General features: G+C 57.9%; 9 protein-coding genes. 3 read left to right on the forward strand and 6 right to left on the reverse strand.

Features of this window, described 5'->3' with window-relative positions; all coding sequences use genetic code 11:
• Window positions 1-40: 40 nt before the first annotated feature.
• The gene (locus I6L48_RS13165; RefSeq protein WP_010674909.1) at window positions 41-703 is read left to right on the forward strand and encodes a DedA family protein; all 663 of its coding nucleotides are present in this window, start codon (window positions 41-43) and stop codon (window positions 701-703) included.
• A 246-nt stretch (window positions 704-949) separates the two neighbouring features.
• Here I6L48_RS13165 and dsbB read toward each other — a convergent pair whose 3' ends face one another.
• Together dsbB and nhaB are read right to left on the reverse strand one after the other, a co-directional pair.
• Window positions 950-1471 carry a disulfide bond formation protein DsbB gene (gene dsbB / locus I6L48_RS13170; RefSeq protein WP_113070179.1) on the reverse strand — a complete coding sequence of 174 codons (522 nt, stop codon included), beginning with the start codon at window positions 1469-1471 and terminating at the stop codon, window positions 950-952.
• 86 nt (window positions 1472-1557) lie between these two features.
• On the reverse strand, window positions 1558-3132 hold the full coding sequence (gene nhaB, locus I6L48_RS13175; protein ID WP_216987315.1) for a Na(+)/H(+) antiporter NhaB: 1575 nt from the start codon (window positions 3130-3132) through the stop codon (window positions 1558-1560).
• A 333-nt stretch (window positions 3133-3465) separates the two neighbouring features.
• Here nhaB and fadR point away from each other — a divergent pair, with 333 nt between their 5' ends.
• Window positions 3466-4179, forward strand: a complete 714-nt coding sequence (fadR, locus tag I6L48_RS13180) for a fatty acid metabolism transcriptional regulator FadR (protein ID WP_216987316.1) — start codon at window positions 3466-3468, stop codon at window positions 4177-4179.
• Window positions 4180-4238: 59 nt separating this feature from the next.
• Here the strand turns inward: fadR and I6L48_RS13185 are convergent, their stop codons facing one another.
• The 4 genes from I6L48_RS13185 to I6L48_RS13200 form a co-directional block, all read right to left on the reverse strand.
• Complete coding sequence (locus I6L48_RS13185) at window positions 4239-5759, reverse strand: SpoVR family protein (RefSeq protein WP_113070181.1); 1521 nt, start codon at window positions 5757-5759, stop codon at window positions 4239-4241.
• A 9-nt stretch (window positions 5760-5768) separates the two neighbouring features.
• A complete protein-coding gene (locus I6L48_RS13190) occupies window positions 5769-7040 on the reverse strand; it encodes a YeaH/YhbH family protein (protein WP_113070182.1) in 1272 nt (423 codons plus the stop codon).
• 24 nt (window positions 7041-7064) lie between these two features.
• On the reverse strand, window positions 7065-8987 hold the full coding sequence (locus I6L48_RS13195) for a PrkA family serine protein kinase (RefSeq protein WP_010674903.1): 1923 nt from the start codon (window positions 8985-8987) through the stop codon (window positions 7065-7067).
• A 572-nt stretch (window positions 8988-9559) separates the two neighbouring features.
• Window positions 9560-11482 carry an ATP-dependent DNA helicase RecQ gene (locus tag I6L48_RS13200; RefSeq protein ID WP_113070183.1) on the reverse strand — a complete coding sequence of 641 codons (1923 nt, stop codon included), beginning with the start codon at window positions 11480-11482 and terminating at the stop codon, window positions 9560-9562.
• A gap of 332 nt (window positions 11483-11814) precedes the next feature.
• Here I6L48_RS13200 and sstT point away from each other — a divergent pair, with 332 nt between their 5' ends.
• Window positions 11815-13065 carry a serine/threonine transporter SstT gene (gene sstT / locus I6L48_RS13205; RefSeq protein ID WP_113070184.1) on the forward strand — a complete coding sequence of 417 codons (1251 nt, stop codon included), beginning with the start codon at window positions 11815-11817 and terminating at the stop codon, window positions 13063-13065.
• Window positions 13066-13225 lie beyond the last annotated feature (160 nt).

Consider the following 13225-nt stretch of genomic DNA (forward strand, 5'->3'; position numbering starts at 1 on the left):
GGCGTAGACTCCACGCCGTTCACTTCATGGGTACCAAAAAATGGATCTGATCCTCTTTGCCATCGACTTTATTCTGCACGTTGACGTGCATCTGAAAGAGCTGTTCGAGAATTATGGCGTCTGGGTATACGCCATCCTGTTTCTCATCATCTTCTGTGAGACCGGGCTGGTGGTGACTCCCTTCCTGCCGGGGGACTCCCTGCTTTTTGCTGCAGGTGCCCTCACCGTGGGCAGCGTGCTAGACGTGCACACCCTGGCCGCCGTGCTGATCATCGCCGCGGTGCTCGGCAACGTGGTGAACTACACCATAGGCCACTTCTTCGGTGAGCAGCTGTTTCGCAACCCCGATTCCAAAATCTTTCGTCGGGACTATCTGGTCAAGACCCATGCCTTCTATGCCAAGCATGGCGGCAAGACCATCATCATCACCCGTTTCCTGCCCATAGTGCGGACCTTCGCCCCCTTCGTGGCGGGCATGGGGGCCATGACCTATCCCCGCTTCCTGGCGTTCAACCTGGTGGGGGGGCTCTTGTGGGTGCTCTCCTTCGTCTATGCCGGCCACTTCTTTGGCAATCTGCCGGTAGTGCGCCACAACTTTACCCTGCTCATCTTCGGCATCATCGCGGTCTCCTTGTTGCCCATGGTGATCGGCATGGTGAAGGCCAGGAGAAGTGCCAGCAAGGCCACCTCCGAAGGCGCGTGACATCGCCGTGCACGACATGAAACAAGGGAGCCTATGGCTCCCTTGTTGTTGGTAGGCTGAGTGGCAGGTCGCCGCTGCGCCCTTTGACCCGCTTGTGGCCTGTTACGATGATGCACACCCGCAGGCAGCCACTTCATTGGCGGAATAGGGAGAAGGAGATCCGGCCCCCTGGGCATGGGGCCGTGAGGTGATAAAAGAGGAGATAAAAAGGGAGCCATGGGCTCCCTTTTATGGTCGAGTGAACGACTAGTTGCAGCAGCGCCCTTTTATCAGGTTGCCAGCAGCCACGATGACGAACACCAGCAGGTAGGCGGCAAAGATTGCCACGAGCCACTGCGGCATGGAGAAACCGAGGAACTGCCAGCTGATCTCGCTGCAGTCGCCGTCCGGGTAGAACATCCAGGGAACCCACTTATCCAGTGGTGCCCAGGCAGGGAAGTCAACAAATCCCTCGCATACGTTGAAGGGGGAGGGGTTCATCTGGTAATCCACGTGCTTGAGCGCCAGTTTCAGGCCCCAGAAGGCGCTGTAACCCCACAGGAGCATGGCACTCCAGCGCAGGTACCAGCGCTCTGGCGCGACCATGCCGAGGAGGCCGGCCGTGAGCACGCCGAGGAGGGCGATACGTTCATAGATGCACATCACGCAAGGGTGCAAACCCAGCACGTGCTGGAAGAAGAGGGCGCAGAGTTCCAGCGCGAAAGCGGAGGCTGCCAGCAATCCCCAGGCCAGACGATGACTGGCAATGCGGCGAAGATACTCGATCATCTGATTGATCTCTCAGAGAAAAATAGTGGCTGAATTAGAGCAGAGCCCCATCTGAAAAGAAAGGGGCCGAACAGCCCCTTTCATGATCAGTGTGTGGACGGGGTGGGCAGTGGCAGTGCCCCATGATCCAGCAACCATCCTGCCTGATAGAACCATTCGGTTGCAGGACCGAGGAGCAGTTCCACGGAGAAAAAGCCGACAAGCCCCAGCACCAGGGTATAGGGCAACGCCATCCAGACCATGCGGCCATAAGAGAGGCGCAGCAGGGGAGCGAGGGCCGAGGTGAGCATGAACAGGAATGCGGCCTGGCCATTGGGGGTGGCGACCGACGGCAGGTTGGTGCCGGTGTTGATGGCCACGGCCAGCAGATCAAAATGCTCGCGGCTGATGGTGCCGTTGATCAGGGCGGTCTTCACCTCGTTGATGTAGACGGTGCCGACGAAGACGTTGTCACTGACCATGGAGAGCAGACCGTTTGCCAGGTAGAAGAGGGCAAGCTGATCCTCCGGCTTGGCCGCCAGTACCCACTGGATCACCGGCTTGAACAGCTGTTGATCGATGATGACAGCCACCACGCTGAAAAAGACGGTGAGCAGGGCGGTGAACGGCAAAGCCTCCTGGAATGCCTTGCCAAGCGCGTGTTCTTCAGTCACGCCGGTGAACGCCGTCGCGAGCACGATGACCGTCAGGCCGATCAGCCCGACTGCAGCCAGATGGAGGGCAAGACCCGTGATAAGCCAGGTGGCAATCAGCGCCTGGACGATCAGCTTGGCCTTGTCCTGCGGGGTACGTTGTGCGTCTTCGTCGCGCTCGTAGGATTCCATGATGTGACGCACGGGCTCGGGCAAGCGGGCGCCATAACCGAACCAGCGGAATTTTTCGACCAGGATGCAGGTCAGCAGGCCGCAGATGAAGACCGGGATGGTGACTGGCGCCATGCGAATGGCAAATTCACCGAAGTGCCACCCCGCCTGTTCACCGATGATGAGGTTCTGGGGTTCGCCGACCAGGGTGCAGACGCCCCCCAGGGCGGTACCGATGGCGGCGTGCATCATGAGGCTGCGCAGGAAGGCACGAAACTCGTTCAGATGCTGGCGGGAGAGCTCGTCAATCTCTTCGTCATCATGATGCAGATTGCCGGACTCATCCCGGGAGGCCACCTTGTGGTAGATGGCGTAGAAGCCGGTCGCGACGCTGATGACCACGGCGATCACGGTCAGGGCATCGAGGAATGCGGAGAGGAACGCAGACACCAGACAGAAGGCGAGAGAAAGCAACGTCTTGGAGTGGATGCGCACCAGCATCTTGGTAAAGACGTAGAGCAGCAACTGCTTCATGAAGTAGATGCCGGCCACCATGAAGACCAGCAGCAGAAGTACTTCGATATTGGCCACCAGCTCATGCTTTATCTGGTTGGCGGAGGTCATGCCGATGAGCACGGCTTCGATGGCCAGGAGTCCGCCCGGTTGCAGCGGATAGCACTTGAGGGCCATGGCCAGGGTGAAAATGAACTCGACAACCAGCAGCCAGCCGGCCAGGAAGGGATCAACGTAGAAAATGATCGGGTTGATCAGCAGGAATAGCACGATGGCAATTTTGTACCATCGCGGAGCATTGCCCAAAAAGTTCTTTGTAAACGCGCGCCCTAGGCTGATTGGCATAATGATGGTTCTCTGTTCTGTTGTTGATATCTGCGTCTATGCAGTCGAGCCCGACCCGAGCCGAACATCCGGATATTCACCTGTATCAGATTGATTGCACATGATTTTAATCAAGGGAGCGATAACTATAAATAAGCTCGCTGAACTTGCCCAGCGAGCAAACGCTTATATCCCCATCATTTGGTGTTGGTTGACTCCCCACTTGTTGCTGTATACATATTCTTAACAAAAAGATCGGGGTAATGTGAGCAGAGGACCGACCTTCTGCTTGCCAGCATGACCGGCTTTGCTATTATTCGGGGGCCTTTTTACGCACTACAACAGAGTCATTACATGGTCATTAAAGCGCAAAGCCCTGCCGGGTTTGCCGAGGAATACATCATCGAGTCCATCTGGAACAATCGCTTTCCTCCTGGATCCATTCTGCCGGCGGAGCGCGAGCTGTCCGAATTGATCGGCGTGACTCGCACTACCTTGCGTGAAGTGTTGCAGCGCCTTGCCCGTGATGGCTGGCTCACCATCCAGCATGGCAAACCGACCAAGGTCAACAATTTCTGGGAAACCTCCGGTCTCAACATCCTGGAGACCCTGGCGCGTCTCGATCAGGACAAGGTGCCGGATCTGGTGGCACAGCTGCTCTCTGCCCGGACCAACATCTGCACCATCTTCATCCGTGGCGCCATTCGCAACAACCCGGAACAGGCCGCCGAGATACTGCATGGTGCCGATGATGTGGAGAACACGGCCGAGGCCTATGCGGACTTCGACTACCGTTTGCATCACCAGCTTTCGTTTGCCTCGGGCAACCCCATCTATGCCTTGATCCTCAATGGTTTCAAGGGCTTGTACAGCCGGGTTGGCCGCTACTACTTCTCGGACAAGCAGGCGCGCGAAACCGCAGATGCCTACTACAAGACGCTGCGCAAGCTGGCCGAAACCAAGGATCACGAAGCCGTGTTCATGACGGTGCGCCAGTACGGCATCGAGTCTGGCAAGCTTTGGACCCGTCTGCGTCAGGACATGCCAAGCAACCTGTGTGACAACTGATTGCCCTGATCCAAGAAAAACGCGCCTGATGGCGCGTTTTTTTATGCCCGACATTGACGTCAGGTCATGCTCTTGCGGTCCGGACAACGGCCGATGATATCTGCGGATAGCTCGCCATTGTCCTGCTCCAGCACCACATCGAAGCCCCACAGCTGATGCAGATGCTTGAGCACCTCGTGGCGTGACTCGCCAAGGGGGATGCGGTTGTGGGGAACATAGCGCAGGGTCAGGGAGCGATCGCCTTTCACTGCCACGTTGTAGACCTGAATGTTGGGCTCCAGGTTGCTCAGGTTGTATTGAGCGGACAGGGTGCTACGCACCAGTCGGTAGCCCTCTTCATTGTGAATGGCGGACACCTTGAGGTAGTTCTTCAGATCGTCGTCATCGATGGCAAAGAGCTTCATGTCGCGCATTACCTTGGGACTGAGGAACTGGCTGATGAAGCTTTCGTCCTTGAAGTTCTGCATGGCGAAATGCAATGTCTCGACCCAGTTGGTGCCAGCGTAATCGGGGAACCAGTATCTGTCTTCCTCGGTCGGGTGTTCGCAGATGCGACGCAGGTCCGTGAACATGGCAAAGCCAAGGGCGTAGGGGTTGATCCCCGAGTAATACCGGCTGTTGTAGGGGGGCTGATAGACGACGTTGGTGTGGCTGTGCAGCACCTCCAGCATGAAGCGATCGCTGATTTTTCCCTCGTCATAGAGATGGTTGAGAATGGTGTAGTGCCAGAAGGTGGCCCAGCCCTCGTTCATCACCTGCGTCTGCTTCTGCGGGTAGAAGTACTGACTGATCTTGCGCACGATACGCACCACCTCGCGCTGCCAGGGCTCGAGCAGGGGGGCATTCTTTTCGATGAAATAGAGGATGTTCTCCTGAGGCTCGGCAGGATAGCGCCTGTCTTCCACCCCGGCAATCTTGTGCTGCTTGGGCAGGGTACGCCACAGCTCGTTGACCTGGGTTTGCAGATAATCTTCCCGTGCCTTCTGGCGTCGCTTCTCCTCGGCCAGAGAGATCTTCTGGGGCCGCTTGTAACGATCCACCCCGAAGTTCATCAGGGCATGGCAGGAGTCGAGCAGTTTCTCCACCGCATCGATGCCGTGTTTTTCCTCGCACTCGGTGATGTAGTTCTTGGCAAACAACAGGTAGTCGATGATGGAGGAGGCATCGGTCCAGGCCTTGAACAGATAGTTGTTCTTGAAGAAGGAGTTGTGACCATAGCAGGCGTGGGCCATGACCAGCGCCTGCATCGGCATGGTGTTCTCTTCCATCAGATAGGCGATGCAGGGGTCCGAGTTGATGACGATCTCGTAGGCTAGTCCCATCTGGCCGCGCTTGTAGTTGCGCTCGGTGTGGATGAAGCGCTTGCCGAATGACCAGTGTTGATAACCGATGGGCATGCCGACACTGGAGTAGGCATCCATCATCTGCTCTGCGGTGATCACCTCGATCTGGTTGGGGTAGGTGTCCAGCTTGTAGAAGCGGGCGACCCGGGCGATCTCCTGATGATAGGTCTCCAGAAGATCGAAGTTCCAGTCTGGTCCGTCATCCAGTGGCGCTACGCGTTTTTCAGTTTCGATCATGTGACCTCCTCACGCTGCTTGTTTCTTGAACAGCTCGCGGAACACCGGATAGATATCCTCGACCTTGCGAATGTGTTCCATCGCAAAGTGGGGGAACTGGCTGGCTACTGACTCATATTCGTGCCACAGAGTCTGGTGGGCACGGGTGGTGATCTCGATGTAGGAGTAGTAACGCACCCGCGGCATGATGTCGCTCATCAGGATCTCCCTGCACTGGGGTGAGTCATCGGCCCAGTTGTCACCGTCCGATGCCTGCGCCGCATAGATGTTCCACTGGTTGGCGGGATAACGTTCGTTGATGATGTCGTTCATCATCTTGAGCGCACTGGAGACGATGGTGCCGCCGGTCTCCTGGGAGTAGAAGAACTCGTGCTCGTCCACCTCCTTGGCCTGGGTGTGGTGGCGAATGTAGACCACCTCGACATTCTTGTAAGTCCGGCTCAGGAATAGATAAAGCAGGATATAGAAACGCTTGGCCATCTCCTTGGTAGCCTGATCCATGGAGCCGGAAACGTCCATCAGGCAGAACATCACCGCCTGGCTCGAGGGGACGGGCCGTTTGACAAAGTTGTTGAATTTGAGGTCGAAGGTGTCGATAAAGGGGACCGCATCGATCCGCCGTTTCAGTTCCCTGATCTCTTTTTCAAGTTGCGCCATTTCGGCGAAATGGTCGTTGGGATCACAAGCCAGCTGGGCCAGGCGCTCCTGCAGTTCACGCAACTGACGTTTCTTGCCTGCCTGCAGCGCCATGCGCCGCGCCAGCGAATTTTGCAGGGAGCGCACCACGTTGATGTTGGCAGGCACCCCGTTGGAGGTGTAGCCGGCCCGGTAGGTCTTCATCTCCATCAGCTGGTTGAGCTGGGTCTTTTGCAGCCGCGGCAGTTCCAGATCCTCGAACAGCAAGTCCAGGTACTCGTCCTTGGAGATTTGGAAGACGAAATCATCGACGCCCTCTCCTTGATCCGAGGCCTGGCCCTCGCCACTCCCCTGGCCGCCGCCACCCCCTTTGGGCCGGTCAATCTTGTCACCAGATACGAACTGGTCGTTGCCCGGATGCACCATCTCCCGTTTGCCGCCATGACCCTGATGAAAATGGGGTTCCCCGATGTCCTTGGTCGGGATGCTGATGCTCTCACCCTTGTCCACGTCCTGAATGCTGCGCTTGGAGACAGCATCCGAGACCGCTTGTTTTATCTGCTTCTTGTAGCGGCGGATGAAGCGCTGCCGATTGACAGCGCTTTTGTTTTTGCCGTTGAGCCTGCGGTCGATAAAATGCGCCATAACTCCCCCTTGAACACGGCAGGGTCAGGATGACTTGCGTACCCTGAGATACCATTCGGAGAGCAGTCGCACCTGTTTGCGGGTGTAGCCTTTCTCCATCATCCGTTCGACAAAGTTATCGTGCTTCTTCTGCTCCTCGGCCGAGGTTTTGCTGTTGAAGGAGATAACCGGCAGCAGCTCTTCCGTGTTGGAGAACATCTTTTTCTCGATCACGGTGCGCAGCTTCTCGTAACTGGTCCAGTTGGGGTTACGGCCTGCATTGTTGGCCCGGGCACGCAGCACGAAGTTGACGATTTCGTTACGGAAATCTTTCGGGTTGCTGATCCCGGCAGGTTTTTCAATTTTCTCCAGCTCGCTGTTGAGAGACGCTCTGTCAAACAGCTGGCCGGTTTCGGGGTCACGATACTCCTGATCCTGGATCCAGAAGTCGGCGTAGGTGACGTAGCGATCGAAGATGTTCTGACCGTACTCTGAATACGACTCGAGGTAGGCGGTCTGGATCTCCTTGCCGATGAACTCGACGTAGCGCGGAGTCAGGTAACCCTTGATGAACTCCAGATAGCGATCGTGCAGCTCTTGCGGGAACTGCTCGCGCTCTATCTGCTGCTCCAGCACATAGAAGAGGTGCACCGGGTTGGCTGCCACTTCCGCGTGGTCGAAGTTGAAGACGCGGGAGAGGATCTTGAACGCGAAGCGGGTGGAGAGGCCGTTCATGCCCTCGTCGACACCGGCATAGTCGCGATACTCCTGGTAGCTCTTCGCCTTGGGATCGGTGTCCTTGAGGCTCTCGCCGTCATAGACCCGCATCTTGGAGTAGAGGCTGGAGTTTTCCGGCTCCTTGAGCCGCGACAGCACAGAGAACTGGCCCAGCAACTCCAGAGTACCCGGTGCGCATTTGGCCTCGGTCAGCTCGCTGTTGAACAGCAGCTTTTCATAGATCTTCACCTCTTCCGAGACGCGCAGGCAGTAGGGCACCTTGACGATGTAAACACGGTCGAGGAAGGCTTCGTTGTTCTTGTTGTTGCGGAACTGCTGCCACTCGGATTCGTTGGAGTGGGCCAGCAGGATGCCGTCGAAGGGGAGGGCGGAGAGCCCCTCGGTACCGTTGTAGTTCCCCTCTTGCGTCGCCGTCAGCAGCGGGTGCAGAACCTTGATGGGGGCCTTGAACATCTCGACGAACTCCATCATCCCCTGGTTTGCCTTGCACAGCGCACCGGAGTAGGAGTAAGCATCGGCATCATCCTGGGCGAAGTGTTCCAGCATGCGGATATCGACCTTGCCGACCAGGGAGGAGATGTCCTGGTTGTTGTCGTCCCCCGGTTCGGTCTTGGCGATGGCGATCTGATCGAGGATGGAGGGGTTTACCTTCTCCACCTTGAATTTGGTGATGTCGCCGCCAAACTCGTGAAGGCGCTTGGCGACCCAGGGAGACATGATGGGGCGCAGATAACGGCGAGGGATGCCGTACTCCTTCTCGAGGATTTCGCCATCTTCGTCGATGTCAAACAGGCAGAAGGGGTGATCGTTCACCGGTGAGCCCTTGATGCGATAGATGGGCACTTTTTGCATCAGGGATTTGAGTTTCTCTGCCAGCGAGGATTTACCGCCGCCAACCGGTCCGAGCAGATAGAGTATCTGTTTCTTCTCTTCCAGACCCTGAGCGGAATGTTTGAGATAGGAGACAATCTGTTCGATGGCTTCTTCCATGCCATAGAAGTCTTTGAAAGCGGGATAACGCGCGACGACGCGGTTGGAAAAGAGACGGCTGAGACGTGGATTGGTCGAGGTGTCGATCATTTCCGGCTCGCCGATGGCGGTCAGCAGACGTTCGGCGGCAGAGGCGTAGCAGGATTTGTCCTGTTTGCACATATCCAGAAACTCCTGGATGCTGTACTCCTCCTCTCTGGCCTTCTCATACCGCTGTTGATAGTGCTCGAAGATGCCCATAACTTAGCCCTCGTTATAGTCGCTTGCCCTGAAAAAGAGTGGATCACTACTTTTGTTCTGTTTACCTCTTAAGCCTAGTCAACAGCCCCCAGTAATCCATCGCCATCATTGGTTTAAGTTTGTGCGGGAGCTTCCCGATCCTCGTGCGGGAAGAAGCAGTAAGTGACATACCTATGTTACTGACTGTTAAATTATTTTTGCCACGACAGTGATGCAAATGTCAAAGACATAAAAAATAAATCTTTGCGTGCCAGAGGGAGAAAATGGTGACGCTCTGTTTTGTCAGGGGGCGGTGCCAGCAAGGGCAAGGGCGGCAGGGAATAGAGGGTGAAAAGACATGTCGCTTACGTCAACGTAATGTTATTTGTTTGGTGTTTTTGCTCTAATTTTTACATTGACGCTACATTCTGGCTGCTCTAGATTGGCCCTGTGTCGAGCAGTCATCGCTTTAGCAAGAGAGTGGGTGATTGTGCAGATACTAAGCTCTGTTTAAGCACGTTTCCGTTGGCTTGACCCTCGCATCCGCGAGGGTCTTATTTTTTCAGCGCCTGAACGGCGCCAAACCTGCAAGCTCAGGATTCGGCGGGATAGAGGGCTGACACCGCCGCCAGCACCTCAGCGAAGGGATGGTGCGCCAACTGGCCAAAACCGGCCAGATTCCTGGCTTTGAGACGGGTGGTCAGCGGGGTGGCGATGCCACACAGGAAGCGGGTCAGGATCCTGGGATGGCACTGATGGCAGAGGGCGATCAGCGGGTCGCACCAGGCGCGCAAACCGTGCTCGTTGGGCAAGCCCGGTGATGCAAGCGGCGGCAACACGGCGATCTCTCCCCGGCAGATGGAACAGTGCCCGCACCGCTCGGGGGCCGCGTCGTCGGCAAAATAGCGGGCAAGCTCATGGCTGAGGCAGGTGGTCGAGGTGAAAAAGGCCAGCAGCGCCTGAAGGCGGGCCAGTTCGCTCTGCTCTTTCTTTTCAAACAATCCATGCAGCTCTTCGGCCAGGGTCGCGGTATCGATTTGCTGGCTCAGCACCCGATAGACCTCGGTCATCTGCTTGCTTTCAAGCTCGATCCAACCCTGCTGCTGCAGGTAGTCCAGCGCCGTCGCGGCGCGCTGGCGTTCCCCCTGGTATCCCTGCCACAGCGCTTCGAAGTCCATGGTGCACCAGGTGCGCGCCTGGGGTGCGCAGGCAAAGACCTGCTCCAGGAACTGGCGGCGTTCGGGATTGAAACGAGCGAGGATCGCCTGTTTTTCCAGCACGAACCTGAAGCGGCACTCGGCAAAGTAGCTGTAGGCCGGTGCAATGATCCCCGCCATCTCCAGATAGACCAGCAGGGTCTTGAGGGGCAGTTGGCGAATGTTGGTCTCGTTGGAGAGGCGCAGCAGGCTGAATTCCCACTCGGCGCCGCTCTGGCGCACGATATCGAGCAAGTGCGCGATGGCGTCCCTGTCCGGCGTATCCCCATAGACGAAGTTTTCCAGTACCGGCAACTGGGCGCGGCTCGCCAGCACGGTGCAGCGGGAGGGAAGCCCGTCACGTCCGGCGCGGCCTATCTCCTGGCTGTAGTTCTCGATGGACTTGGGCAGGTCGTAGTGAATGACCCGGCGAATGTCGGCCTTGTCGATGCCCATGCCAAAGGCGATGGTGGCCACGATGCAGTCGAGTCTGCCAGCCATGAAGTCGTGCTGGATCTGGCTGCGCAGGGCGGGATCGAGCCCCGCATGGTAGGCGCATGCCCGGATGCCGCTGGCCTGTAACTGCGCGGCGCACTGCTCTGCGCTGTGTTGCAGAGTCACGTAGACGATGGTGGGGGCGGCCGGATCCCGGTGCAGCTCCTCGCGCAGCCAGGTATCGCGGGCAATGCCGGCCAGCGGGAGGACGGCCAGATCCAGATTGGGTCTGTAGAAACCGGTGACCACCAGATCGTTCCGGTCGATGGCAAATTTTGCCTGCATGTCCGCCATGACGGCCGGGGTGGCGGTGGCGGTCAGCAACAGCACCTGGGGAATGGCCAGTTCACGGCGATGATCCGGCAGCTTGAGGTAGTCGGGGCGAAAGTTGTGGCCCCACTCCGAGATGCAGTGGGCCTCGTCCACTACCAGCAGTGACAGGGGGATGTGGGCGATGAAGCGGCGAAAGCGCTCATTTTTGAGGCGCTCCACCGAGATCATCAGGATTTTGAGCTGGCCATCGCTGGCCTGCTGCATCACGCGCCGGCTCTCTTCCGCTGTCTGGCTGGAGTCCAGAGTGGCGGCGGCGATCCCCTTGCTGCGCAAAAAGGCGAGCTGATCGTGCATCAGGGCCAGCAGGGGAGAGATGACCAGGGTCAGGTGGGGCAGTGCGAGGGCGGGCAATTGATAACAGAGGGATTTCCCCGCGCCAGTCGGGAAGATGGCTGCGGCGCTCTTGCCAGCCAGCAGACGACTGATCACCGCTTCCTGCCCGGGCCGCAAGCGATCAAAGCCGAAGTGTCGGGTCAATAAAGAGGTGATCATGGCAAGGCTCCCTGAAAAAGGGCGTCATCATATCACTTCTGGCCCAGTGGTGGCCGATGATCGGACTGGTTTGGTGACATTTTGACCGTGGTTGATATTGTGTTATCACATTGTTGTAGATTTTTTGTGAGGTAACCCTGATATTTTTCAGTGATTATGTGGAAAAAAACCATGGCAGATGGGATATTCCTGTCCGCAACCCCACGCGAACGGGACAGATCCACCAGAAGAGCTGCCCACGGCGTCACCGTGAACGGACCGGTGCCAATGCGCGGGGCTGGTTGCCAACAGGACTAATGATTCACGCACCATGAGTGCACAGGGACTACTTGATGACACAACAACACCCCCTCATTCGACTGGTCAACAGCACCAGTCTGGTTAGCCAGATCCTGGTCGGTCTGGTATTCGGTATCCTTCTTGCGATGTTCATGCCCGAGTGGGCCAAGGCGGCGGGTCTGCTCGGTAGCCTGTTCGTCGGCGCCTTGAAGGCCGTGGCGCCGCTGCTGGTCTTCGTGCTGGTGATGTCGGCGATCATCGGCCACAAGCAGGGCCAGAAGACCAACATGAAACCAATCCTGCTGCTCTATGTGCTGGGTACCTTCCTGGCGGCTGCCGTGGCAGTGGTGGCGAGCTTCCTCTTCCCCTCCAACCTGCATCTGGTGGCAGGCGCTACCGAGATCACGCCGCCGGGGGGCATCACGGAAGTGTTGCAGACCCTGCTGTTCAACGTGGTGACCAACCCGGTGAAAGCACTGCTGGAAGCCAACTATATCGGCATCCTGGCCTGGGCCATCGGCCTTGGTATCGCCATGCGTCACGCCAATGAGAGCACCAAATCACTGATTTCCGATGTGTCCCACGGGGTTTCCGCCATCGTCAAGGCCGTGATCCGTTGCGCTCCGCTCGGCATCCTGGGTCTGGTTGCCTCCACCCTGGCTGAAACCGGCTTCGATGCGCTGTTTGGCTATGCCCAGCTGCTGGTGGTACTGATCGGCTGCATGCTGTTCATCGCCTTCGTGGTCAATCCGCTCATCGTCTTCTGGAAGATCAAGCGCAACCCCTATCCCCTGGTGCTGACCTGCCTGAAAGAGAGCGGTGTGACTGCCTTCTTCACCCGCAGCTCCGCCGCCAACATTCCGGTCAACATGGCCCTGGCCGAGAGGCTGCGCCTGCCGGAAGACACCTATGCGGTCTCCATCCCGCTGGGTGCCACCATCAACATGGCCGGCGCCGCCATCACCATTACCGTGCTCTCCATGGCGGCGGTGCATACCCTGGGGATGGAAGTGGACATGGCGACCGCCATTCTGCTCTCCGTCGTCGCCACCGTCAGTGCCTGTGGCGCCTCCGGCGTGGCGGGCGGCTCCCTGCTGCTGATCCCGCTGGCGTGCAGCCTGTTCGGTATCAGCAACGACATCGCCATGCAGGTGGTGGCCGTTGGCTTCATCATCGGGGTGTTGCAGGATTCCGCCGAAACGGCCCTCAACAGCTCCACCGACGTGCTGTTCACCGCGGCTGCCTGCATGGCCGAGGATGAGAGCCTGCTGGATGCCGCCCCGGTCCCCAGCCGCGAAGCCTGATCCCCTCAGACTTTCCGCTCTGCACAGGCGCCCTCTTCGGAGGGCGCTTTTTATTTGCGCGGGCGTCAGGCGCCCGGCACCTTCTCGCCGTGTCATGGTATTGACAGTGCTCGGATCCCCCTGTGTGATTTCCCGGGAGGGGCCCGTTGGCCGCCTTCGT

This window comes from Aeromonas sp. FDAARGOS 1418, assembly GCF_019048585.1.
Taxonomy (GTDB): Bacteria; Pseudomonadota; Gammaproteobacteria; order Enterobacterales; family Aeromonadaceae; genus Aeromonas; species Aeromonas caviae.

Bases quoted from the DNA above. Each gene is read 5' to 3' on its own strand.
- dsbB (WP_113070179.1), bottom strand. From the start codon at position 1,471: ATGATCGAGTATCTTCGCCGCATTGCCAGTCATCGTCTGGCCTGGGGA.
- I6L48_RS13185 (WP_113070181.1), bottom strand. From the start codon at position 5,759: ATGATCGAAACTGAAAAACGCGTAGCGCCACTGGATGACGGACCAGAC.
- sstT (WP_113070184.1), top strand. From the start codon at position 11,815: ATGACACAACAACACCCCCTCATTCGACTGGTCAACAGCACCAGTCTG.
- nhaB (WP_216987315.1), bottom strand. From the start codon at position 3,132: ATGCCAATCAGCCTAGGGCGCGCGTTTACAAAGAACTTTTTGGGCAAT.
- fadR (WP_216987316.1), top strand. From the start codon at position 3,466: ATGGTCATTAAAGCGCAAAGCCCTGCCGGGTTTGCCGAGGAATACATC.
- I6L48_RS13165 (WP_010674909.1), top strand. From the start codon at position 41: ATGGATCTGATCCTCTTTGCCATCGACTTTATTCTGCACGTTGACGTG.
- I6L48_RS13190 (WP_113070182.1), bottom strand. From the start codon at position 7,040: ATGGCGCATTTTATCGACCGCAGGCTCAACGGCAAAAACAAAAGCGCT.
- I6L48_RS13200 (WP_113070183.1), bottom strand. From the start codon at position 11,482: ATGATCACCTCTTTATTGACCCGACACTTCGGCTTTGATCGCTTGCGG.
- I6L48_RS13195 (WP_010674903.1), bottom strand. From the start codon at position 8,987: ATGGGCATCTTCGAGCACTATCAACAGCGGTATGAGAAGGCCAGAGAG.